The sequence below is a fragment of the Capnocytophaga sp. HP1101 genome, assembly GCF_054772415.1.
In genome coordinates this window covers 154900-176158 of sequence record NZ_BPUU01000004.1, presented here as the reverse complement: position 1 = coordinate 176158, position 21259 = coordinate 154900, and the positions used below count along the sequence as shown (strand labels likewise).

Genomic DNA, 21259 nt, shown 5'->3' with positions numbered 1-21259 from the left:
GTTACAATTCACTTGTTCATCTGAAAAGAAAGTAGTACTTTTGCAATAGAAAATTATAACTTTTTTCAAACCAATGAGAACACTTTTCACTTTACTATGTTTGAGCTTTTTTACTTTGGTACAAGCGCAAACGCTTCCTATTGACATCAAAAGTAGTGCGGTAGTGCAAGAACCTAAATGCACAAGCATCAAGAAAACAGTACAGAAAGAAAACAGAAGCGACTTTTGGCAGTGTTTTGACAGCTGGGTATATGACCACTTTAGCTACCCTCAAGAAGCTTTTGACAATGGGCTTGAAGCTCTTGTAGAAGTGCTTTTTGTAATAGATAAAAATGGAGTTTTGACGGTAAATAAAGACTCTATTGATGTACACGTAGCGTATAAAGAAAAACAAGCTCTGAAAGAAGGTAAATACGATATCATAAAAGAAGCTACTTATCAGATTTTTAGTGACTTTCCTAAAGTAACTCCCGCTAAAGACGCACAAGGGAAGATTATAGCTGTGAAAGGGCGTTATCCTATCAGCTTTGAGATTCCTAAAGACAAAAATGAGCAACCTATAAAAGGAAAAGAAGGACTTGCTAAAGCGCACGAAATGGCTTTACAACCTGTGATAGAAATAGGTGCTTACAGGCCAGGGAAAGAATACTTAAGTGAGAAGGAAAAAAGAGAGGATATAGGCAAGTGCTTTCGTAGAGCAGTTATAAGAAAATTTAAATATCCACTAAATGCTACACGACACAATATTACAGGAACTGTTTTTGTTAAGATATTGATAGATAAAGAAGGAAAAGTAAGTCCTAAAAGTGCAACAGGTCCTGAAGAGCTTTTAGAAGCAGGAAAAAGAATTTTTAGAGACCTCCCAGACTTTGTGCCTGCCCGAGACCAATATGGTAACCCTATAGAAGAATATTTTATGATGCCACTCAATTTTAAATTACGACCTTAATACAAAAATATATTAAAAACAAAAAGCTGCCCTTAGTTGAGCAGCTTTGATATTAGATTTATTTTGATGCATTACACTACGCCTTGATCGAGCATCGCGTAGGCTACTTTCATAAAGCCAGCGATGTTGGCGCCTTTTACGTAGTTAATATATCCGTCCTCTTGACCGTATTTGAGGCAAGCGTTGTGGATAGACTCCATAATTTGGTGCAATTTAGCATCTACTTCTTCACTTCTCCACGCGAGGTGGGCAGCATTTTGGGTCATTTCAAGTCCTGAAGTAGCTACACCCCCTGCATTTACTGCTTTACCTGGAGCAAAAGGCAATTTAGCATCTTGGAATGCTTTGATCGCTTCGGGGGTACAACCCATATTCGATACTTCGGCAACCAATTTCACACCGTTTTTGATAAGCATTTGGGCATCCTCACCGTCCAATTCGTTTTGGAACGCACAAGGCAAGGCGATGTCGCAAGGGATTGTCCACGCTTTTTTGCCAGCGGTGAATTTGCTTTCTTTAGCAAATTTTTCGGCAAAAGGCGCTACGATGTTGCGGTTGGAAGCGCGGAGTTCCAAGAGGTAATCTATCATCTCGTGAGTCATACCGTTAGGCACTTCCACACAACCATCGGGACCTGAAAGACCGATGACTTTTGCGCCGAGTTGGGTAGCTTTTTGAGAAGCGCCCCACGCTACATTACCAAAACCTGATACCACTACGCGTTGGCCTTTGATATCCCAACCTAATTTCTTAAGCATATGGTCTACAAAGTAGAGGGCACCATAACCTGTAGCTTCGGGACGGATGAGTGAGCCTCCCCAGTTGATGCCTTTACCGGTGAGTACGCCTGTGTTGTACTCGTGAGCTAATTTCTTGTACATACCGTACATATAGCCTATTTCGCGACCGCCAACGCCCACGTCGCCCGCAGGTACATCGGTATCGGGGCCTATGTATTTCCAGAGTTCGAGCATAAAGGCTTGACAGAAGCGCATAATTTCGGCATCGGATTTACCGGTAGGGTCAAAGTCGGAGCCCCCTTTCGCGCCACCCATAGGAAGGGTAGTGAGCGCATTTTTAAAGGTTTGTTCAAAGCCGAGGAATTTGAGCATTGAAGGATTCACAGCTTTGTGGAAGCGGATACCGCCTTTGTAGGGACCAATAGCTGCGTTGAACTGCACGCGGTAGCCGAGGTTAGATTGCACTTCGCCTTTATCGTCTACCCAATCCACGCGGAAAGTGTGAATGCGGTCGGGTTCCACGATGCGTTCAATAATTTTAGCTTTGGCAAATTCGGGGTGCTGGTTGTACACCTCCTCAACAGATTCGAGCACTTCGTGTACTGCTTGCAAGTACTCTTTTTCACCTGGGTGTTTCGCCTCTAAGGCGGTCATAATTTTCTTTACGTCCATAATATATTGTTAGTTATGAATTTTTTAAATACTAAGTTTATGATGGAGCGACAAAGGTAGTTAATATTATGATAACACGCAAGTAAAAGAAAGGATTTTTTCTTAAAAAGTTTTTCTTTCAAAAGAAATAGGAAGCACAGAGTGCAGTAAATCAAAAGAGAAGAAGTCCTTTATTTGAGTTCATTAAAAAACTCCCCGTGCTTGACAGCAAAGGGAGTCCAATTATGTTTACAATTAACTTTACAATTAATCCTACTTAATTTTACAAAGCTACGCGTTTGAAAGCGGTAATCTCAACGTTTTTACCTTTTACAAACTCAGATACCTTTTTGCTTTCGTCATAGATGTACACTTGGTCGAGCAAGGCTTTTTCTTGGTCGAGGGTAGTGTTATCGGAAATGAAGCGTTGGATTTTACCAGGAAGGATTTTATCCCAGATTTGTTCAGGTTTACCTTCAGCTTTGAGCTCGGCTTTGGCATCGGCTTCAGCTTTAGCTAATACTTCGGGAGTGAGTTGCGCTTGTGAAACGTATTGAGGTACGTGTTTGAGCGGTTTGCCCAAGCGGTGTAACTCTTCGTTTTCTTTTTCGATAATTGCGATGCGCGCTTCAGTTTCTTTAGCGATGTACTCAGGAGAGAAATCTTTGTAAGAAAGGGTTTCAGCACCCATAGCAGCGATTTGCATTGCCAAGTTTTTACCTACTTCGGCAGCATCGGTGATAGCTGCTGATAAGCCTACGATTGCAGCGATTTTGTTGCCGTGGTGAATATAAGAACCTACAAAAGGCGCTTCTACTTTTTCGAAAGCACCAAGTTCTATTTTCTCACCGATAACGCCTGTTTGTTCAAGGAGTTTTTCGGCTACGGTAATGCCTTTGTAGTTAAGGGCAAGAAGTTCGTCTTTGCTATTTACAGTAAGGGCGAGATCAGCTAAATCTTTAGCGAGGGCTACGAAATCGGCGTTTTTAGCTACGAAGTCGGTCTCACAGTTGAGAGAGATGATAGCTCCTACGGTGTGGTCAGCGTTTACTTGAGCGATAGCTGCACCTTCTTTAGAATCGCGGTCGGCGCGTTTAGCGGCTACTTTCTGACCTTTTTTGCGCAATACTTCAATTGCTTTATCGAAATCACCATCGGCTTCTATGAGGGCAGCTTTACAGTCCATCATACCCGCGCCGGTAGCTTGGCGAAGTTTGTTTACGTCTGCGGCGGTAATGTTTGCCATTTTTAATTAATGTTTAATGATTAGTGATTAATGATTAACCGAATGTTTAAATGATTAATGGCTAAACGCTATTAACCATTAATCATTTAAGTATTAATCATTGTTTTCAGCTTCTTTGTTAGCTTCAGCTGTTCTACCTGAAAGACCTTCGTTTACAGCTTCAGTAATGTAAGAAAGTACTTTTTCGATAGCTTTTGAAGCGTCGTCGTTGGCAGGGATAGCAAAATCAACCTCACGAGGGTCGGAATTCGTATCTACCATTGCGAAAATAGGAATGTTTAATTTTTGCGCTTCTCTTACAGCGATGTGTTCACGGAGTGTATCGACTACAAATAGAGCACCAGGGAGGCGAGACATATCGGCGATAGACCCTAAGTTCTTTTCGAGTTTTTCGCGCATACGTTCTACGTGTAGTTTTTCACGTTTTGAAAGGGTATCGAAAGTACCGTCTTTTTTCATTTTATCGATAGACGACATTTTCTTTACTGCCTTACGGATAGTTACGAAGTTGGTAAGCATACCACCAGGCCAACGTTCGGTGATGTAAGGCATTTTTACAGATGTTGCTTTTTCAGCGACAACATCTTTAGCTTGTTTTTTAGTAGCTACAAAAAGCACTTTTTTGCCTGAAGCTACGATTTTTTTAAGGGCTTCAGCAGCCTCTTCAATTTTAGCAGCGGTTTTGTACAAGTTGATTACGTGGATACCGTTGCGTTCCATATAGATGTAGGGAGCCATATTAGGGTTCCATTTGCGTGTAAGGTGACCAAAATGTACGCCTGCATCTAATAAATCTTTAATTTCTATGTTATTTGCCATTTCTTTTTAAATAGTTTACGTTCCTAATATTAGCAATAGCTTGGAGAGGTTGTTTCTTTAATAAATATAACCGCCTGAGCCATTTGGATGCTAAACTAAGGAGCAAATTGATATTAACGTTTAGAGAATTGGAATCTCTTACGGGCTTTTTTCTGACCGAATTTCTTGCGTTCTACCATACGAGGGTCGCGAGTTAAAAGCCCTTCGGGTTTCAATACAGCGCGGTTCTCAGCGTCGAGCTCGCAAAGAGCGCGAGCGATAGCCAAACGAACGGCTTCAGCTTGACCGGTGATACCACCACCATATACATTTACTTTCACATCGTAAGCATCTTCAGCACCTACAAGAGCGAGGGCTTGTTTTACTTTGTACTGCAATGTAGGGGTAGTGAAATAATTGTTGAGTTCGCGTTTGTTCACGGTGATAGTACCGTTACCAGCTTTAAGGTAGATACGCGCTACGGCGGTTTTTCGTCTACCGATAGTGTGAATTACTTCCATTATTTCAAATCGTTTAAGTTAATGGTAACAGGTTGTTGCGCTTCTTGTTTGTGCTCAGTACCTGCATACACTTTTAAATTACGTAAAACTGCTGCACCCAATCTTGTTTTTGGTAACATACCTTTTACAGCTTTTTCGATGATACGTTCTGGGTGTTTTTCGAGGAGTTGTTTTACTCCTGTAGTGCGTTGCCCGCCTGGGTAACCAGTGTGGCGAAGATAGGTTTTATCTTCCCATTTGTTCCCTGTAAGGTTGATTTTCTCAGCATTGATAACGATTACGTTATCGCCACAATCAACGTGAGGGGTAAAATCGGGTTTGTACTTACCGCGAAGTAGTTTGGCTACTTTAGAAGCAAGGCGACCCAATGTCTGTCCGTCAGCATCTACCAATACCCACTTTTTATTAACAGTGGCTTTGTTGGCAGAGATGGTTTTGTAGCTTAATGTGTCCACTCTTTGTGATTTTTATTAAAAATTAAACATTCCTTATAGTGTCATCAAACGACACTTTTATTTTTAGGGCGCAAAATTACAACAAATATTTGAATTGACCAAAAAAGTAACAATAAAAGGTAAAAGATAAAAGATAAAATCTTGTGAATTAGTGAATTATGAAATCAGCATATTAGCCAATTAACCAAATTCTAAATTAATACAGGTTCGGAGTAAAGAATCAAAAATATTGCGTTTTATTTGTTAAAAACGCAATTTTGTGATTTTTTATTCAATAATTCAAAAAGCACATTTCTTCTACTGATATTCAACATACTAACGTCTTTCCTTCGCCTTAGCTTCGGTATAGGTTCGTCTTAGCTTCGCTCTTCCTTCGGTCAAGCTCCTATTAAACGACAAAGAAGGCATTCTTTTTATTTTATTGATAAGCAATATTTTAACAATTTTAAACCCACAAAAGAGCGCCAAGTATTCTATTTTCAAAACATTAAAAAATTCGCAGTGATTTAAGAAACATTAACATTTTTCTGATTATCTAAATTTAGGAATTAGGAAATAGAAGTCAGTAAAAAAGAGGTTGCCTATTTTTTAGACAACCTCTAGAATAAAGGTCTTTGTTTATTACTTCTAAAATCTGTTATCCAGATAATTTCTTCTACTTCATCTATTTTGTAGTAAAGAGAAAACTTACCTTTGAAGAAAGATTTCCTATATACATCTAAAATGTCACTATATTGTTTGCTATACGGATTACTCAATATCTCTTTCTGTACTTTTTCAGTTTCGTTGAGAATCTTTTCCGAATAAGTGAATGAACCATTGTTTCTAAACCAGTAGTCAAGGGTTTGCTCTATACTTTCAGAAGCTTCTTCTGTCCACCTAATTTGCATACTTAGTTCTTAAGTTTTGAAACAGTTCTTCACTGCTGATTGTTTTACCTTCTTTTATTTGTTGTTCAGATTTTTTTAGTCTTTCAATTTCTTCGGAAGACAATTCATAATAAAAATCATCTTCTTCAGGCTCTGCTATTTCTATACCAATATCTAATAATGCTTTTACAGCTCTTTGATATTGCTGAAAGTCTAATTTTTCTCTTAAAGGAATGGCATTTGTATACATAATATTCTTTATTTTTTGCAAAGATACAAAATAATTGATAATTGACAATTGTTAATTAACGAAAAAGAGGTTACCTAATTTTTAGACAACCTCTTTTTGATAATTTGTTATTAGTGTGTGTGCAACTCACACTATTTATCGTTGTAATGGCCAAAAGCAGAAAGTACTTCTACTTTTTTCTCTTCTTCAAAAACTTCGTATATAAAGCGATGTTTCCCATTGATTCGTTTGGAATATACATTTCTTTCAGCATATCCTTTTAGAGCTTCAGTTTGCCCAGTACCTTTTGTAGGAGATTCTTCTATTTCATCTAAAAAAGAATCTATCTTTTTAAGCACTTGTTTATTACCCGATTGCTTATGGATTTTTAAATCACTTAGGAATTCTTCTGAATAAATAATCTCAAAGGTTGGTTGTTTTTCTTCCATTAGTTAAACATCAATTTTCTGAGTTCTTCTCTACTCATTTGTATTTTTTTACCAGCCCTTGCGCGGTCTATTTTAGCAAAAAAAGCCTCTTGGGTCATCAAAGTTTCATCTTTTTCTTCTTTAATAACCTTTGTATTAGTAGCTTTTAGACTCTTTAAAATTCTTTCAATAAAAGGGAAGTCTACGGCTTGTATTTCCGATTGGAATGTAATAGTACTTGCTTCCATAGTCTCAATATTTTTTGCAAAGATACAAAATAATTGATAATTGACAATTGTTAATTAACAAAAAGAGGTTGCCTAACTTTTAGACAACCTCTTTTTGATTTGTTATTATGGGTGTGATTTTTAGAATTTGTAGCCTACTCCTATTTGGAATACACGGTTTTTGAAGTTCATTGGAGGTGCTACTAGGTCTCCATCAGAGTCTGTTTTTACTTTATTAGATAATTTAGTAAGTCCCAAGTTGAAAGTAGCATCGAAGAAAAGACCCATAGGTAAGTTGTATTCAGCACCTAAACCTACTCCAAAGTCAAATTTCTTATCGGGAGTTAATGACTCGTTTCCTTTTGAATTTGGTTCATTTTCAAGTTCTCCCTTAACCTTAGCTTTTGTTAAGAAACCTAAATTTACCCCTATTTTTGGTCGGAAACCATTGATATCATATTTCACCCAAAGAGGAATGTTAAGTTGCTGTGTTGCCCACTTACCATTTTTGATGTTTCTTTCCTCAAAGATATCTACAGAACCATCTCTTAAGTCTATACCAGTAGCTTTTGCAGATTTCAATTTACCTCCTTGGAAAGCGTAGTCTACGCCAGCTTCTACCCACAATTTTTCATTAATGCCGTATTCTACAAAAGCTCCAAAATGAAACCCTGGTCTGAAAGCAGTTTTGTATTCAACAGTACTTAAATAATTAGTTTCTAAATTTGAATAGTTATCCATAGAAACATTAGACAACAAGAAGCCAGCTTTAGCACCCACTTTAAATTCTTGGGCATTAGCGGTGGTGATAGTAGCGAAAGCTACTACAATTGCGATAAAAAACTTTTTCATTTGTTAAATATATTTAGTTATTAGTTACCGTTTAAAGAAAACCCTCGATTTATTTGGTCAGTTCGAATATTTGTTGTAATTATGCCCCGAATTTCGAAATGTAGCTAATTATCAAGGTATAATAAGTATCGCTACATTCCCCCTCTCTGAGGGGGGAGGGGGAGGTTTACTCTAAAAGTAGTATAACTTAATTGAGCATTTTTTTGCTCTAATAACTTTAACCTCTTTATATTTAGCTTTTTATCATAAATACAAAAAAGCCGTTCAGAATTGTTTGAACGGCTTTTTCTATTATTAACTTAAAAACCATCTTGTATTATCGTATCAATATCTCAGCTAAGCCTATGCCCACTAAGCAGGCGACCGTGACGGCGATGAGCCCCGGCACCATAAAGCTGTGATTGAAATAGTATTTCCCTATCTTGGTGGTACCTGTAGGGTCAAAATTCACAGTGGCAATATCGGATGGGTAGTTAGGTATAAAGAAATAAGCGTAAGTTGCAGGCATAATACCGATGAGCAGTGGCACTGGCAAGTTCATCGCAATGGCTACTGGTAACATCATCTTGGCGGTGGCTGCCTGGCTGTTCACCACTACTGATACGGCAAAGAGTGCGAATACGAACGTCCACGGGTAGGCTTGTACCATAGAGGTAATTCCTTCGCGGAAATAAGGCATTGCATAGGAGAAGTACGTATCACTCATCCAAGCAATCCCGAAAATGGCAATACAGGCTACCATTCCTGATTTAAACACTACCCCTTCGGGGACTAACTTCACGGGCGTTTTGCACAGTATTAATATAAAGCCTCCAAAACAGAGCATTATCATTTGGATAATCACTCCCATAGGACGACATATTCGGCTGGGTTACCATCTTTTCCTATAATGTTAAAAGTGCGGACTTCGGGAATTAGTGCTAAAGCAACAATCACTATAATGGACGATAGGAAGATATACACTGCATTTTTAGATGATTGAGGAATCACTTCGTTGAGAGTGGTCTTGCTACTGTTCAGTATCTGGTCGCGATAGACAGGGTCGTTGAGGCGACGTTGGTACTCAGGGTCGTCCTCCAATTCTTTACCACGGCGCAAACTGTAGAGTGACATTGCGAGCATACCGATGAAAGTAGCAGGGATGGTTACCGATAGAATGTTTACCAAAGTGAGGTTGTGCCCCCCTTGCAAGTGAAAGAGGTCGAGAAGCTCTTTACCGAGATAGACGGTTACTACTGCCGAAATAGGGCTGGCAGTGAGCGCTAACTGTGAAGCGATAGAAGACACTGCCATAGGGCGCTCAGGGCGGATTTTGTTCTTTAGGGCAATATCGCCAATGATAGGCATCAGTGAGTAGACGGCGTGCCCTGTACCGAGCATAAAGGTGAGAGTGTAAGTAGCAATAGGTCCTAAGAAAGTGATTTTCTTAGGGTTTTTCCTAAGTATCCTTTCGGCTACTTGAAGCATAAACTTAAGTCCGCCAGCGGCTTCTAAAATAGAAGCACAGGTAACTACTGCTAAAATGATGAGCATTACCTCAATAGGGGCAGATGCGGGAGGCATACGGAAGATGAAGACCTCAACGATGAGACCCACTCCTGAGATGACTCCTAAGCCAATTCCTCCGTAACGGCTACCGATATAGAGCATTACTAAGAGGAAAAGGAACTCCAATACTAATACGTATGTATCCATAAAGTTATAATTTTTATATATTTCTTTTTATGGTGCAAACATACGAAAACATTTTCTTTTAGCAATGAAAAATTTCCTTTTTATTTGTTATTTAGTTTCTGTTTAAACTAATAGCTTCTCAATTATGCTTGGAAAATGCTCATATTCCAATAAGTGAATCTTTTCAGCTAAGGTTTCGGGAGTATCGGTGGGTAGTACGGGGGTTTGGGCTTGGAAAATGATATTGCCTTCGTCGTAATGTTCGTTTACATAGTGAATGGTGATGCCACTTTCTTTTTCGGCATTGGCAATAACAGCTTCGTGCACGTGTGCGCCATACATTCCTTTTCCGCCGTATTTGGGCAAAAGAGAAGGGTGTATGTTGATGATTTTATGAGGATAAGCCTCTGTGAGATAAGCAGGTACTTTCCACAAGAAACCTGCCAGCACGATAAGGTCGGGGTGCTGGGATTTAAGGATATTGAGGACGATATCTGACTCATAGAACGCTTGTCGGTTGAAGACTAAAGAGGGAATGGCTAAGCGTTTGGCACGCGTGAGTACGCCTGCCTGAGGGTTATTGGAGAGTATAAGGCTTACCTGAGCAGTGCCTTTTTGATAAAAATAGGTAGCGATACGTTCGGCATTGGAGCCTGAACCTGAGGCAAAGATGATGATTTTTTTCATAAAGTCATTAAAAACATCCCCCCCTTCACATACTCCGCTCTCGCGGACTTCCTCCAAAGGGGGAAATGTAACGCAAAAGCGATGGGTTATTCTTGGGTGAATTGGTGAGAAAAATCTTCTAATAGTTGGTTTAAGGCTTTGTAAATGGTGGTGTAACTGCTGAGTCCTTTTCCTATATATAGAAAGGCGAGGGCATACTTTTCAGTTTTTAGGGGCAATAGGTGTTTTTGGAGTCGGTAGCTTTCGCGCAGGCGGCGTTTGAGTAAATTGCGATGTACAGCGCTCTTGAAAGTGCGTTTGGGCACACTGATAAGTACTTGGTAAGGAGCTTCTAAGGAATTGATAGTAGTATATAGCATTTTGAGCGGATAGCAGGTAAGTGCTTCCGCTTGTGTAAAGAGTTGTTGTATGGCTTCACGCTTACAGAGTTTTTCAGTTTTTGGAAAGGTATACAAAATGAAATGGGTTAATTACGACGGCAAAAGTAAGAAATAATTAGCGAATGAGCAAACAAGAATAGTGCTCTTAGCTTATACAAAGCTTATAGGAAGCTTATACGAATGTTGGACGATTGTTATACAAAAGGCGTTAATTAATTGAGTGTCACGCGTTAAAGAAGTGTTAATAAAACAAAGGAGTGATAAAGAAAAAAGCCGAGAAACGAAAGAGGTGAAGAGGGGGTAAAAAAAATCTTTTTATTGTTATTTGCGATTAAATCCGTATATTTGCACCCTCAGGTGTGAGGTCGTAACACGACGGACGGGTGCGAGGTCGTAGCACGGCAGGCAAATAATTTAATTAGTATTATTTAGGGAATTGAGATATTTAATCATATGAATTTAACACCAGCAATCAGAAAACAATACACTACTGAACAATTAACAGCTTTGCAAGCACAGCGCTTGGCTCAAGAGATTGCCTTTGCGCCTGTGGTTTTCCAGATATCGCGTTTGATGGTGAAATTAGGCGTGCTTGAGGCTTTGTGTAACGCGCCCGAAGGACTTACAATGCAAGAGGTAGCTACTGAAACAAAGCTGAGCGACTATGCTGTGAAAATACTTTTAGAATCGTCGCTTTCGATAGGCACGGTGCTTTTAAAAGAAGGTGACCGCTTTGTGATATCGAAGGTAGGATGGTTTTTGCTACGCGACAAGACGACCCGTGTGAATATGGATTTTATTCAGGAGGTGTGTTATGAAGGTTTGTTTCATCTTGAAGAGGCGCTTAAAGAAGGAAAACCTGCGGGACTAAAAGTGTTTGGAGAGTGGCCTACAATCTACGAAGGGCTCTCGCAATTACCTACAAAAGCGCAAGAAAAGTGGTTTGCTTTTGACCATTACTACTCTGATTACTCGTTTGAAGATGCGCTGAACATTATTTTTAAACGTCCTGTGAAGACGCTTTTAGACGTAGGAGGCAACACTGGTCGCTTTGCGTTAAAGACGGTGAGCTTTAACCCCGATGTGCAAGTAACTATTATGGATTTACCTCAACAACTCGGTTTAATGAAAGCTCAAATTGCGGGTAAAGAGGGGGCTGACCGTATTGAGGGCTATCCTGCTAACTTGCTTGATGCCTCAGTGCCTTTCCCTAAAGGTTTTGACGTGATATGGATGAGTCAGTTTTTGGATTGCTTCTCGGAAGAGGAAGTAACGAGTATCCTGAGTAGGGCTGCTGCTGCGATGGATGCGGATAGTGAGTTGTATATTTTGGAAGCCTATTGGGACAGACAAGAGCACGAAACGGGGGCTTATTGCCTCAACCAGATAAGTGTGTATTTTACGGCAATGGCTAACGGCAATAGCAAGATGTATTATTCGGGCGATATGATAAAATGCGTAGAACGCGCTGGCTTGAAAGTAGAATCGATTTACGATAATTTAGGCAGTGGCAATAGTCATACGCTGTTTAAGGTAGTGGTTAATGGTTAGTGATTAATGGTTAATGATTAATGGTTGTAGTGCGACAGGCAGGTGTGAGCCACACGGGCGGATGTGAGCCTTTGATAAAGTGTGTAACGCAAAAATGATTGTAAGTCAGTGTTATATTATATCAATTTGATGTTAAAATAAGACTATGAAGCAAGAAATATCAAGTAGTGCTTTAAATGATGTTTTTCATAAGGCAGTGGAAAGAGCTATTCGTGAAAACAGAGCTTTAGGGCTGAGTAACCTCACAGTAAAAGACGGAGAGTTAGTAGAAGAAAAACCCGATGGTACTATAGTATATTTGGGTAGGAAACCTCGTTTTGGAATGGTGAAAGTAAAGAAAAAAAGATTTACTTTGAAATAGTAATGAAGCGTTTTAGAATGTTTGCAGGGCCTAATGGGTCGGGGAAATCTACTTTGATAGAAGATGTGAGAAAGGTATGCCATATAGGATACTTTATTAATGCTGATATCATTGAGACACAATTAAAAACAAAAGGTTTTATAAATTGTGAGGATTTCTTACCCACTAAAGTTACGCAAGAAGAATGGTTTAGCTTTTTAACAACAACTATTGAGAATAAGGAGATAGAACTATCAGACCTTGAAGGACTTCGCATTGTAGATGACATTTTGGTAAGTACTACTACTATTAATAGTTATATAGCAGCTGTGATTGCTGATTTCTTTAGAAATAGATTGTTGCAAACAGAAAGTACTTTTTCATTTGAAACAGTAATGTCTCACCCTTCGAAAGTAGATTTTTTAAAGAAAGCAAAAGCTCAAGGATTTAAAACTTACTTGTATTTTGTAGGGACACAAGACCCCTCCATCAATATAGAACGGGTGGGCTTGAGAGTGTCGAAGGGAGGGCATAGCGTTTTGGCTGATAAAGTAACTCATAGATACTATCGTTCAATGGGACAATTAGCAGAGGCTTTTCTGTTAGTGGATAGAGCTTATATATTTGACAATACACTTTCTAATAGTAGGTTTTACTACTTGAAAAGGAAGGAAATGAAGTAAAAATGCACTTAGAAACTGTCCCAGAGTGGGTATCTACTTATCTTTTAGAGAAAATAGATGTATAAGAATATTATAAAACCGACGTTTGACTTTCTTACAGCACTGATAGTGTTTCTGTTATTGAGTCCTATTTTTCTAATAGTGATGATTGGCTTGTGGTTTGCTAATGATGGGAAGCCGTTTTTCTACCAACAACGACCTGGGAAAGGCGAACGCATTTTTAAGATTATCAAGTTCAAAACGATGAACGACCGCCGCGATGCTACAGGTGAACTCTTGCCCGATGCTGAACGACTCACCAAAATAGGAGCTTTTGTGCGTAAGACCTCACTTGATGAGATTCCGCAACTGCTGAATGTACTCAAAGGAGATATGTTGCTTATAGGCCCGCGTCCGTTATTAGTAAAGTATTTGCCGTTGTACAATGCAACGCAACGCAGGCGTCACGAGGTAAAACCAGGTATTACAGGTTGGGCGCAAGTGAACGGTAGGAATGCTATTAGTTGGGAAAAGAAATTTGAGTTAGACGTGTGGTATGTAGACCATCTGTCGTTTGTGTTAGACCTTAAAATACTGCTGCTTACGGTGAAGAAAGTGTTCATACGCGAAGGGATATCGCAAGAAGGACAAACTACGATGGAGGAGTTTAGGGGGGAAGTTAAAAGTTAAGAGTTTAAAAGAGAAAAGTGAAAGGAGAAAATAACATATTAATTACTTCAGCAGGGCAGCGGGTGTCGTTGTTACGATCTTTTCAGAGGGAATTGAAAGCTGTATTCCCTGAGGGGAAGGTGTATGCCGTGGATATGAATCCTCGCTTCTCACCTGCTTGCCAGATAGCCGATGGGTATGCCCCTATATGTAGAGCAACCGATGATAATTATCCACAAGCTCTGTTAGCACAATGTTTGCAATGGGGGGTAAAACTTATTGTTCCTACCATTGACACTGAACTGCTTATACTCGCTAAAAACAAACAATTGTTTTTAGACAACGGTATTACTCCTGTAGTTTCTTCATTAGAGTTTGTACAACAATGTAGAGATAAACGTCTTATCAATATTTTTTTTCAAGAAAGAGGTATTGCCATACCGCGAGCTATTGACAAAAAACACCCTACCTTCCCTTTGTTTATAAAACCTTATAATGGTTCACTTAGCAAAGATATCTTTTTGATACGCAAAGCAGAAGAGCTTACTTCTTATCACCTTGAAAATCCTGAGTTGCTTTTTATGGAATACATAGACCCTCAAGCGCACGATGAATATACTGTAGATACTTATTACAACCGCAGTGGAGATTTGAAATGTGTGGTACCTCGCAAACGCATTTTTGTACGTGCAGGAGAAATCAACAAAGGTATTACCAAAAAGAACTTATTAGTACCATTTGTTACAGAACATCTGGCTCATATTGAAGGAGCTAAAGGGTGCTTGACAATGCAATTCTTTTTAAATCAAGAGACAAAAAAAGTAATAGGAATCGAAATCAATCCACGTTTTGGAGGAGGTTTTCCGCTTAGTTACGCAGCTGGAGCTAATTATCCGAAGTACTTAATAGAAGAATACTTATTAGGCAGAGAAATACCTATAAATAATGATTGGGAAGACCATTTATTGATGCTTCGGTATGATGAAGCAGTTTTTGTAAGCCATTATGAGGAAGTATATTATTTTTGATTTAGACGATACGTTGATGTATGAAATTGACTATCTCAAGTCGGCTTATCGGGAAATAGCTTTTTTAGTTTGCGCTGAGAAAACTGAAGCTGAATTGTTTTATCAAGAAATGCTCAGCGAATATCGGCAAAGGCAAAATACTTTTGACTATGTGATAAAACGTTTCCCGCATTTCAGTATGGAACAATTATTGTGGGTATATAGAAATCATTTCCCTAAGATATCTTTAAATGAAGGAGCACAAGAAGTTTTAGCTTATTGTAAAGCTCAAAACTATAAAATAGGGCTTATTACCGATGGACGATCAGTTACACAGCGCAATAAGTTGAGAGCTTTAGGGATAGAAACCCTTTTTAATAGAATTGTTATTTCGGAAGAATTCGGTAGTAGTAAACCTGATTTACGCAACTATGAAGTGTTTACAGAAGAAGATATTAAGGCGTATTGCTATATAGGGGACAATCCTACAAAAGACTTTATAGCTCCAAATATATTGGGATGGACGAGTTACTGTTTGCTCAATAAAGGATGGAATATACACCCGCAGGATTTCGAGGTAGCCTCTGAACAACAACCTACCTATATTATGACAGAATTAAAAGAACTTATACACACGTTATGAAAGAAAAAATATGGCTTTCTTCTCCCCATATGGGAGGAAATGAACTGAAATATATCCATCAAGCTTTTGATGAAAACTGGGTAGCCCCCTTAGGTCCTAATGTAAACGGCTTTGAGGAAGATTTACAGCACTTCCTAGGCAATGGAATAAAAGTCTCTGCTCTTTCATCGGGAACGGCTGCCCTGCACTTAGCCTTGATAGAGTGTGGGGTGGAGGCTGGTGATGAGGTCATATGTCAATCGATGACTTTTTCAGCTTCGGCTAACCCTATTGTATACCAAGGAGCAACGCCCGTGTTTGTAGATTCGGAAGAGAGCACCTGGAATATCTCCCCTGTTTTCTTAGAAGAAGCCATTAAAGACCGCATTGCAAAGGGTAAAAAGCCTAAAGCTGTAGTTGCTGTATCGCTCTACGGAATGCCTTTTCAGGTAGATGAAGTGTTAGCAATATGTAATAAGTACGAAATACCCTTAGTGGAAGATGCTGCCGAAGCCTTAGGGAGTACTTATAAAGGCAAGCCTTGCGGTACCTTTGGTAAATTTGGGGTCTTGTCTTTTAACGGGAATAAGATTATTACCACCTCAGGAGGGGGAGCTTTGGTATGTCACAGCCAAGAAGAGAAAGATAAAGCCGTTTTTTTGAGCACCCAAGCGCGCGATAATGCGCCTCACTACCAGCATTCGCACATAGGATATAACTACCGTATGAGCAATATTACGGCAGGCATAGGTCGTGGACAAATGGAGGTTTTGCCACAGCGCATTGAAGCCCGCCGAAAGATGCACTCTTTTTATGCCGATTTGTTCGAAGGAATTGAAGGGATAAAATTACTTACAGAGCCCAATGAAGATTACTTTTGTAATTATTGGCTTTCGGCTATTACCATTGATAAAACTAAAACAGGATTTGATAGAGAAGACTTGCGATTAGCCTTTTTGGAAGAAAATATTGAAACGCGCCCCTTGTGGAAACCTATGCACTTGCAACCTGTGTTTGCCACAGCTCCTTACTACGGTGAAAAGACCTGTGAGCACCTGTTTGACTATGGGTTATGTTTGCCCTCAGGTTCTAATCTTACTGATGGAGACCGAGAGAGAATAAAAGATGTTTTAAGAAAATATAAAGTGTCTCTATAAAAGAATTAAAAAGAATTTTATATCTTTGTACAAAATTTCCCATTTATATTAAACAATGCCTCAAGCACATACATATAGTGATAGTACTTTGGTGAACTTAGCTACTGCTCGTTACACCCCACGTTGGATAGTGGTGTGTATGGAGGTGCTTTTGCTATTTATAGCTTTATTTTTTTCCTTTTTTGTAGTGGAGCGATTAGGAGTTTATATCCCTAATAGTATTCCGATGTACAAGCGCTATTTATTGGTTATTGGAGTGAACATTTTCTTTATGTTTATCTTTCGTACTTACTCAGGGATTATACGTTACTCTACTTTTAGAGATTTGTTTCGTATTTTGCTTTCGAGTGGTTGTACAGTAATAGTGATATTTGTTGCTAACAAAATTAGTATGCACACGATTGGTGAAAAAGTATTACTAAACCTCATTTTATTTATTTACTTTACAATATCGTTTATAGTACTTTTTGTATTTCGCTTGTCGGTAAAAGAATTTTTTTATCTTATAAAGGAAATCAGTAGGCGCACTTCTAAAAGGCGTATTTTGATATTAGGGATTAATGATGAAGCTGTAGCTATAGCCAATGGGATTATAGGTAATGCAGTAATTCCTTATTCGGTAGTAGGATTCCTCACAGGACGGACCAACCCTAAACAAGCCACTTTATTAGGGCGACCCATTATTTCAAAAGATAAATTTGAGGATATCCCGAAAGACGAATTAGAAGTTGATGGAGTGCTCATCAATAAAAATCAACTTTCTAAAGAGGAAATGACTTTTTGGGTAAACTTGTGCTTAGACAAGGGATTGCAAATACTTAAAACTCCTGCCTTACAGAAGTTACGTCCAGAAAAGGAAGGATTTAACCTTCATAAAATACAGATAGAAGATCTTTTAGGAAGAAAACAAATAGTTTTAGATAATGAAGAGGTGCGTGAAAAACATTACCATAAGAATATCTTGGTAACAGGAGGTGCCGGATCTATTGGTAGTGAGTTGATACGGCAGATAGCTACCTTTACACCAGCCTTGGTAGTGGTACTTGATCAAGCAGAAACGCCTTTATATGATATAGAGTTAGAGCTCAAAGAAACTTTTCCTGATATAGCTTTTGAGTTTGTTTTAGCTGATATCACCAATAATGAACGCTTAGAGAGTGTGTTTAAAGCACATAAGTTTTCTGTAGTATATCACGCTGCAGCTTATAAACACGTGCCAATGATAGAGGACAATCCTCACGAGGCTGCTTTAGTGAATATTCAAGGTACTAAAAACGTAGCGCTCTTGGCTAACAAATATGAAGTTCCCCATTTTGTAATGATTTCTACCGATAAAGCTGTGAATCCTACTAATGTAATGGGCGCTTCAAAAAGGGTAGCAGAACTTTTTGTACAAGCTTTACAAAATAAAGAAGGTAATAAAACAGCTTTTATCACTACTCGATTTGGCAATGTTTTGGGATCTAATGGTTCGGTAATCCCTTATTTTAGAAAACAGATAGAAAAAGGAGGTCCTGTAACCATTACTCACCCTGATATTGTACGTTATTTTATGACGATACCTGAAGCGTGTGAGTTGGTGCTACAAGCTGGCACAATGGGTAAAGGAGGTGAGATTTTTGTATTTGATATGGGGGAACCTGTTAAAATACTGAACTTAGCTACCCGTATGATCAAGCTATCGGGCTTTGAACCTAATGTAGACATCAAAATAGCTTATACAGGCTTACGACCAGGGGAAAAGTTGTATGAAGAGTTACTAAGCGATAGCACTAAGACGATGCCTACACATCATAAAAAAATAATGATTAGCAAAGATCCATCAATGTCTTTTGCCGAGATAGAAGCTCTCACTACCCAAATGTATAAGGTGACTTCCGAAAAAGATAAAACAGAAGTGGTGCGTTTATTAAAACAAATAGTAAAGGAGTTTAGAAGTAATAACTCAGAATATGAAATTTTAGATAAGAAAGGATAATGAGAATAGCAGTCATAGGAACTGGTTATGTAGGTTTGGTGTCAGGGGCTTGTTTTGCTGAAATGGGCAACAAGGTGACTTGTGTAGATGTGAATACTAAAAAAATAAGCAAGCTTAAACAGGGAGTTATTCCTATTTATGAACCAGGCTTGGAAGAAATGGTACAGAGTAATATAGCTAAAACGCTATTTTTCACCACAGATCTATCTGAGGCAATCAAAGACGCTGAGGTAGCTTTTATAGCGGTAGGAACCCCTATGGGTGATGACGGTTCAGCCGACCTACAGTATGTACTATCGGTAGCAGAACGGATAGGCGAAACGATGCAAGGGGACCTAATAGTGGTTGATAAATCGACCGTGCCGGTAGGCACAGCTGACAAGGTGCGTGCTACCGTACAAGTTGCTTTAGATAAACGCGGATTGAACTACGAGTTTCACGTGGTTTCGAATCCTGAGTTCCTCAAAGAAGGTAAGGCAATACAAGACTTTATGAAACCTGACCGCGTGGTAATAGGGGCTGATAGCGAGGAGGCTTTTGCCAAAATGAAAGCTCTGTACTCGTCTTTTTTCTTGCAACACGAACGCTTTATCACGATGGACATCCGTTCAGCTGAGATGACCAAATACGCAGCCAATACGATGCTTGCTACCAAGATTTCGTTTATGAACGAGATTGCTAACATCTGTGAACGCGTAGGAGCCGATGTAAACAAAGTGCGTATCGGGATAGGCTCCGATAGTCGTATTGGCTATAGCTTTATATACCCTGGTTGTGGTTACGGAGGTTCTTGTTTTCCAAAAGACGTGTTGGCGCTTAAAAAGTTAGCGGAAGAAGTAGATTACAAAGCAGAGCTAATTGAGTCAGTGGATAATGTGAACAACCGGCAAAAATACGTGATAGCCCAAAAAGTAGTCAATAAATATGGCGAAGATCTTACTGGCAAAACTTTTGCCGTATGGGGACTCTCTTTCAAACCCGAAACCGACGATATGCGCGAAGCTCCCGCGATATATATCATCAAAGAGTTAGTAAAGCGAGGCGCCAAAGTACAAGCCTACGACCCTAAAGCCATACACGAAGCAAAAGAGTGTTATTTGAAAAATGTACCTGTAACCTATGTAGAAAGCAAGTACGAAGCGCTCAAAGACGCAGATGCCCTATTGTTGCTTACCGAGTGGAAAGAGTTTCGTGTACCCGACTTTGATGAAATAGCCAAACTTTTGAAAGAAAAAGTTATTTTTGATGGTAGGAACCAATATAATGCTTTCAATTTGCCGAGCAAAGGTTGGAAGTATGTACAAATTGGAGTGTAAAAAGATTAATTATTATGTTAAACATCACTCAATTCATAGCAAAACACGTTACGAAGCGCCCTGAAAGTATGTTCAATGGCGATTTACTCGTTCATCAAAATGAACTAACAAAAGCTATTCAAGGCAAAAGCGTTTTGGTCATTGGCGGCGCTGGATCTATTGGCAGTTCTTTTATCAAAGCCCTACTGCCTTTCCAGCCAAAAAGTCTCGTAGTGGTTGATATCAATGAAAACGGTTTGACCGAACTCACCCGCGAACTCCGTAGCTCCTCAGCCTTTACCTTACCTGCCGATTACGTAACTTATCCTATGAATTACGCCGATGATACTTTTGTAAAAATGTTCAAAGCTCGTGACGGTTTTGATATAGTAGCTAACTTTTCAGCTCACAAGCATGTACGAAGCGAAAAAGATAAATATTCGGTAGAAGCCTTACTCAAAAACAATGTTGTAAACGCTAAAAAATTCTTAGATTTATTGTGTGACTATCCTCCTGAACATTTCTTCTGTGTATCGACCGACAAAGCTGCTAACCCTGTAAATATAATGGGAGGTAGCAAAAAAATAATGGAAGATATGATAATGGCTTATGCTCATAAGTTCCCCGTAACTACAGCACGTTTTGCCAATGTAGCTTTCTCTAATGGCTCATTGCCAGCAGGATTTTTAGAGCGTATTGCTAAAAACCAACCATTATCAGCCCCTTCTGATGTAACTCGTTACTTTGTATCTCCCGAAGAAAGTGGACAAATTTGCTTAATGGCTTGTATATTAGGCACTACAGGACAAATATACTTCCCCAAATTGAAGAAAGAACAAGTACTTACTTTCTCCGAAATAGCCTCCCAGCTATTAAAAGACTTAGGATATACCCCTCTGGAATGCAAGAGTGAAGCTGAAGCTATTGCTAAGGCTGAAAGCCGAAAAGAAACTGATAAATGGTATCCCGTTTATTTCTCAACAAGTGATACCACAGGCGAAAAACCCTACGAGGAATTTTATACTGAAGGAGAACAAGTAACATTAGATAAATACACTTCTTTAGGAGTGATTAGTCTACAATCTTTTAAAAAAATAACTGAAATAGAAAGTTTTATAGATAAGCTAACCCTACTATTCGATAATCCTACTACTGAGAAAAAAGACATTACCCTGCTGATGAAAACATTCTTAGTAAATTTCGACCACCAAGAAACAGGAAAGTATTTGGATAGCAAAATGTAATACAAATAAATATTTAAAAAAATTATCA

Annotated in this window: 25 protein-coding genes; 11 read left to right on the top strand and 14 right to left on the bottom strand. The window is 39.0% G+C overall.

What is annotated here, in order from left to right:
- Positions 1 to 73 precede the first annotated feature (73 nt).
- Complete coding sequence (locus RCZ04_RS04330) at positions 74 to 949, top strand: energy transducer TonB (RefSeq protein ID WP_460484727.1); 876 nt, start codon at positions 74 to 76, stop codon at positions 947 to 949.
- A gap of 71 nt (positions 950 to 1020) precedes the next feature.
- Here the strand turns inward: RCZ04_RS04330 and gdhA are convergent, their stop codons facing one another.
- The 14 genes from gdhA to rnpA form a co-directional block, all read right to left on the bottom strand.
- Positions 1021 to 2361 carry a glutamate dehydrogenase gene (gdhA, locus tag RCZ04_RS04325; RefSeq protein WP_460484726.1) on the bottom strand — a complete coding sequence of 447 codons (1341 nt, stop codon included), beginning with the start codon at positions 2359 to 2361 and terminating at the stop codon, positions 1021 to 1023.
- 262 nt (positions 2362 to 2623) lie between these two features.
- Complete coding sequence (gene tsf, locus RCZ04_RS04320) at positions 2624 to 3586, bottom strand: translation elongation factor Ts (RefSeq protein ID WP_460484725.1); 963 nt, start codon at positions 3584 to 3586, stop codon at positions 2624 to 2626.
- A gap of 93 nt (positions 3587 to 3679) precedes the next feature.
- Positions 3680 to 4405 carry a small ribosomal subunit protein uS2 gene (gene rpsB, locus RCZ04_RS04315; protein ID WP_460484724.1) on the bottom strand — a complete coding sequence of 242 codons (726 nt, stop codon included), beginning with the start codon at positions 4403 to 4405 and terminating at the stop codon, positions 3680 to 3682.
- Between the two features lie 113 nt (positions 4406 to 4518).
- Positions 4519 to 4905 (bottom strand): 30S ribosomal protein S9, encoded by a 387-nt coding sequence (gene rpsI / locus RCZ04_RS04310; protein WP_460484723.1) that lies wholly within the window; start codon positions 4903 to 4905, stop codon positions 4519 to 4521.
- A complete protein-coding gene (rplM, locus tag RCZ04_RS04305; protein ID WP_460484722.1) occupies positions 4905 to 5360 on the bottom strand; it encodes a large ribosomal subunit protein uL13 in 456 nt (151 codons plus the stop codon). Before rplM ends, rpsI begins: the two co-directional genes overlap by 1 nt.
- Before the next feature lie 599 nt (positions 5361 to 5959).
- Positions 5960 to 6250 (bottom strand): type II toxin-antitoxin system RelE/ParE family toxin, encoded by a 291-nt coding sequence (locus tag RCZ04_RS04300; protein ID WP_460484721.1) that lies wholly within the window; start codon positions 6248 to 6250, stop codon positions 5960 to 5962.
- Entirely contained in the window at positions 6240 to 6479 is a 240-nt protein-coding gene (locus RCZ04_RS04295) for a toxin-antitoxin system, antitoxin component (RefSeq protein ID WP_460484720.1), read from the bottom strand. Before RCZ04_RS04295 ends, RCZ04_RS04300 begins: the two co-directional genes overlap by 11 nt.
- 131 nt (positions 6480 to 6610) lie before the next feature.
- Entirely contained in the window at positions 6611 to 6907 is a 297-nt protein-coding gene (locus tag RCZ04_RS04290; protein WP_460484719.1) for a Txe/YoeB family addiction module toxin, read from the bottom strand.
- The gene (locus tag RCZ04_RS04285; protein WP_460484718.1) at positions 6907 to 7134 is read right to left on the bottom strand and encodes a hypothetical protein; all 228 of its coding nucleotides are present in this window, start codon (positions 7132 to 7134) and stop codon (positions 6907 to 6909) included. The genes RCZ04_RS04290 and RCZ04_RS04285 overlap by 1 nt, the downstream gene beginning before the upstream one ends.
- A 120-nt stretch (positions 7135 to 7254) precedes the next feature.
- Positions 7255 to 7965: a porin family protein gene (locus RCZ04_RS04280; RefSeq protein WP_460484717.1), complete on the bottom strand. Its 711-nt coding sequence runs from the start codon at positions 7963 to 7965 to the stop codon at positions 7255 to 7257.
- 316 nt (positions 7966 to 8281) lie between these two features.
- Positions 8282 to 8815, bottom strand: a complete 534-nt coding sequence (locus RCZ04_RS04275) for a transporter permease (RefSeq protein ID WP_460484716.1) — start codon at positions 8813 to 8815, stop codon at positions 8282 to 8284.
- The gene (locus RCZ04_RS04270; protein ID WP_460484715.1) at positions 8806 to 9660 is read right to left on the bottom strand and encodes a transporter permease; all 855 of its coding nucleotides are present in this window, start codon (positions 9658 to 9660) and stop codon (positions 8806 to 8808) included. Before RCZ04_RS04270 ends, RCZ04_RS04275 begins: the two co-directional genes overlap by 10 nt.
- 102 nt (positions 9661 to 9762) lie before the next feature.
- Positions 9763 to 10326, bottom strand: a complete 564-nt coding sequence (gene purN, locus RCZ04_RS04265) for a phosphoribosylglycinamide formyltransferase (RefSeq protein WP_460484714.1) — start codon at positions 10324 to 10326, stop codon at positions 9763 to 9765.
- 86 nt (positions 10327 to 10412) lie between these two features.
- The gene (gene rnpA / locus RCZ04_RS04260) at positions 10413 to 10781 is read right to left on the bottom strand and encodes a ribonuclease P protein component (protein ID WP_460484713.1); all 369 of its coding nucleotides are present in this window, start codon (positions 10779 to 10781) and stop codon (positions 10413 to 10415) included.
- A 378-nt stretch (positions 10782 to 11159) separates the two neighbouring features.
- Between rnpA and RCZ04_RS04255 the strand changes: the two genes are divergently transcribed.
- From RCZ04_RS04255 to RCZ04_RS04210, 10 genes are all read left to right on the top strand, one after another.
- Positions 11160 to 12257, top strand: coding sequence for a class I SAM-dependent methyltransferase (locus RCZ04_RS04255; RefSeq protein ID WP_460484712.1), 1098 nt, complete (start codon positions 11160 to 11162; stop codon positions 12255 to 12257).
- Between the two features lie 145 nt (positions 12258 to 12402).
- A complete protein-coding gene (locus RCZ04_RS04250) occupies positions 12403 to 12618 on the top strand; it encodes a hypothetical protein (protein ID WP_460484711.1) in 216 nt (71 codons plus the stop codon).
- A gap of 2 nt (positions 12619 to 12620) precedes the next feature.
- Complete coding sequence (locus tag RCZ04_RS04245) at positions 12621 to 13280, top strand: hypothetical protein (RefSeq protein ID WP_460484710.1); 660 nt, start codon at positions 12621 to 12623, stop codon at positions 13278 to 13280.
- A gap of 57 nt (positions 13281 to 13337) precedes the next feature.
- Positions 13338 to 13949 (top strand): sugar transferase, encoded by a 612-nt coding sequence (locus RCZ04_RS04240; RefSeq protein ID WP_460484709.1) that lies wholly within the window; start codon positions 13338 to 13340, stop codon positions 13947 to 13949.
- A gap of 17 nt (positions 13950 to 13966) precedes the next feature.
- Positions 13967 to 14956, top strand: coding sequence for an ATP-grasp domain-containing protein (locus RCZ04_RS04235; RefSeq protein WP_460484708.1), 990 nt, complete (start codon positions 13967 to 13969; stop codon positions 14954 to 14956).
- Positions 14934 to 15578, top strand: coding sequence for an HAD family hydrolase (locus RCZ04_RS04230; protein WP_460484707.1), 645 nt, complete (start codon positions 14934 to 14936; stop codon positions 15576 to 15578). The genes RCZ04_RS04235 and RCZ04_RS04230 overlap by 23 nt, the downstream gene beginning before the upstream one ends.
- Positions 15575 to 16714 (top strand): DegT/DnrJ/EryC1/StrS family aminotransferase, encoded by a 1140-nt coding sequence (locus RCZ04_RS04225; protein ID WP_460484706.1) that lies wholly within the window; start codon positions 15575 to 15577, stop codon positions 16712 to 16714. Before RCZ04_RS04230 ends, RCZ04_RS04225 begins: the two co-directional genes overlap by 4 nt.
- 55 nt (positions 16715 to 16769) lie before the next feature.
- The gene (locus tag RCZ04_RS04220; RefSeq protein WP_460484705.1) at positions 16770 to 18692 is read left to right on the top strand and encodes a polysaccharide biosynthesis protein; all 1923 of its coding nucleotides are present in this window, start codon (positions 16770 to 16772) and stop codon (positions 18690 to 18692) included.
- Entirely contained in the window at positions 18692 to 20008 is a 1317-nt protein-coding gene (locus RCZ04_RS04215) for a UDP-glucose dehydrogenase family protein (protein ID WP_460484704.1), read from the top strand. Before RCZ04_RS04220 ends, RCZ04_RS04215 begins: the two co-directional genes overlap by 1 nt.
- Positions 20009 to 20022: 14 nt before the next feature.
- Positions 20023 to 21231: a UDP-N-acetylglucosamine 4,6-dehydratase gene (locus RCZ04_RS04210; RefSeq protein WP_460484703.1), complete on the top strand. Its 1209-nt coding sequence runs from the start codon at positions 20023 to 20025 to the stop codon at positions 21229 to 21231.
- The last annotated feature ends 28 nt before the right edge of the window (positions 21232 to 21259 follow it).

What these genes read in the sequence shown, in the direction of transcription:
- RCZ04_RS04330 (WP_460484727.1), top strand. Translation starts at nt 74, where the DNA reads ATGAGAACACTTTTCACTTTACTATGTTTGAGCTTTTTTACTTTGGTA.
- gdhA (WP_460484726.1), bottom strand. Translation starts at nt 2,361, where the DNA reads ATGGACGTAAAGAAAATTATGACCGCCTTAGAGGCGAAACACCCAGGT.
- tsf (WP_460484725.1), bottom strand. Translation starts at nt 3,586, where the DNA reads ATGGCAAACATTACCGCCGCAGACGTAAACAAACTTCGCCAAGCTACC.
- rpsB (WP_460484724.1), bottom strand. Translation starts at nt 4,405, where the DNA reads ATGGCAAATAACATAGAAATTAAAGATTTATTAGATGCAGGCGTACAT.
- rpsI (WP_460484723.1), bottom strand. Translation starts at nt 4,905, where the DNA reads ATGGAAGTAATTCACACTATCGGTAGACGAAAAACCGCCGTAGCGCGT.
- RCZ04_RS04300 (WP_460484721.1), bottom strand. Translation starts at nt 6,250, where the DNA reads ATGCAAATTAGGTGGACAGAAGAAGCTTCTGAAAGTATAGAGCAAACC.
- RCZ04_RS04295 (WP_460484720.1), bottom strand. Translation starts at nt 6,479, where the DNA reads ATGTATACAAATGCCATTCCTTTAAGAGAAAAATTAGACTTTCAGCAA.
- RCZ04_RS04290 (WP_460484719.1), bottom strand. Translation starts at nt 6,907, where the DNA reads ATGGAAGAAAAACAACCAACCTTTGAGATTATTTATTCAGAAGAATTC.
- RCZ04_RS04285 (WP_460484718.1), bottom strand. Translation starts at nt 7,134, where the DNA reads ATGGAAGCAAGTACTATTACATTCCAATCGGAAATACAAGCCGTAGAC.
- RCZ04_RS04280 (WP_460484717.1), bottom strand. Translation starts at nt 7,965, where the DNA reads ATGAAAAAGTTTTTTATCGCAATTGTAGTAGCTTTCGCTACTATCACC.
- RCZ04_RS04275 (WP_460484716.1), bottom strand. Translation starts at nt 8,815, where the DNA reads ATGGGAGTGATTATCCAAATGATAATGCTCTGTTTTGGAGGCTTTATA.
- RCZ04_RS04270 (WP_460484715.1), bottom strand. Translation starts at nt 9,660, where the DNA reads ATGGATACATACGTATTAGTATTGGAGTTCCTTTTCCTCTTAGTAATG.
- purN (WP_460484714.1), bottom strand. Translation starts at nt 10,326, where the DNA reads ATGAAAAAAATCATCATCTTTGCCTCAGGTTCAGGCTCCAATGCCGAA.
- RCZ04_RS04255 (WP_460484712.1), top strand. Translation starts at nt 11,160, where the DNA reads ATGAATTTAACACCAGCAATCAGAAAACAATACACTACTGAACAATTA.
- RCZ04_RS04250 (WP_460484711.1), top strand. Translation starts at nt 12,403, where the DNA reads ATGAAGCAAGAAATATCAAGTAGTGCTTTAAATGATGTTTTTCATAAG.
- RCZ04_RS04245 (WP_460484710.1), top strand. Translation starts at nt 12,621, where the DNA reads ATGAAGCGTTTTAGAATGTTTGCAGGGCCTAATGGGTCGGGGAAATCT.
- RCZ04_RS04240 (WP_460484709.1), top strand. Translation starts at nt 13,338, where the DNA reads ATGTATAAGAATATTATAAAACCGACGTTTGACTTTCTTACAGCACTG.
- RCZ04_RS04230 (WP_460484707.1), top strand. Translation starts at nt 14,934, where the DNA reads ATGAGGAAGTATATTATTTTTGATTTAGACGATACGTTGATGTATGAA.
- RCZ04_RS04225 (WP_460484706.1), top strand. Translation starts at nt 15,575, where the DNA reads ATGAAAGAAAAAATATGGCTTTCTTCTCCCCATATGGGAGGAAATGAA.
- RCZ04_RS04220 (WP_460484705.1), top strand. Translation starts at nt 16,770, where the DNA reads ATGCCTCAAGCACATACATATAGTGATAGTACTTTGGTGAACTTAGCT.
- RCZ04_RS04215 (WP_460484704.1), top strand. Translation starts at nt 18,692, where the DNA reads ATGAGAATAGCAGTCATAGGAACTGGTTATGTAGGTTTGGTGTCAGGG.
- RCZ04_RS04210 (WP_460484703.1), top strand. Translation starts at nt 20,023, where the DNA reads ATGTTAAACATCACTCAATTCATAGCAAAACACGTTACGAAGCGCCCT.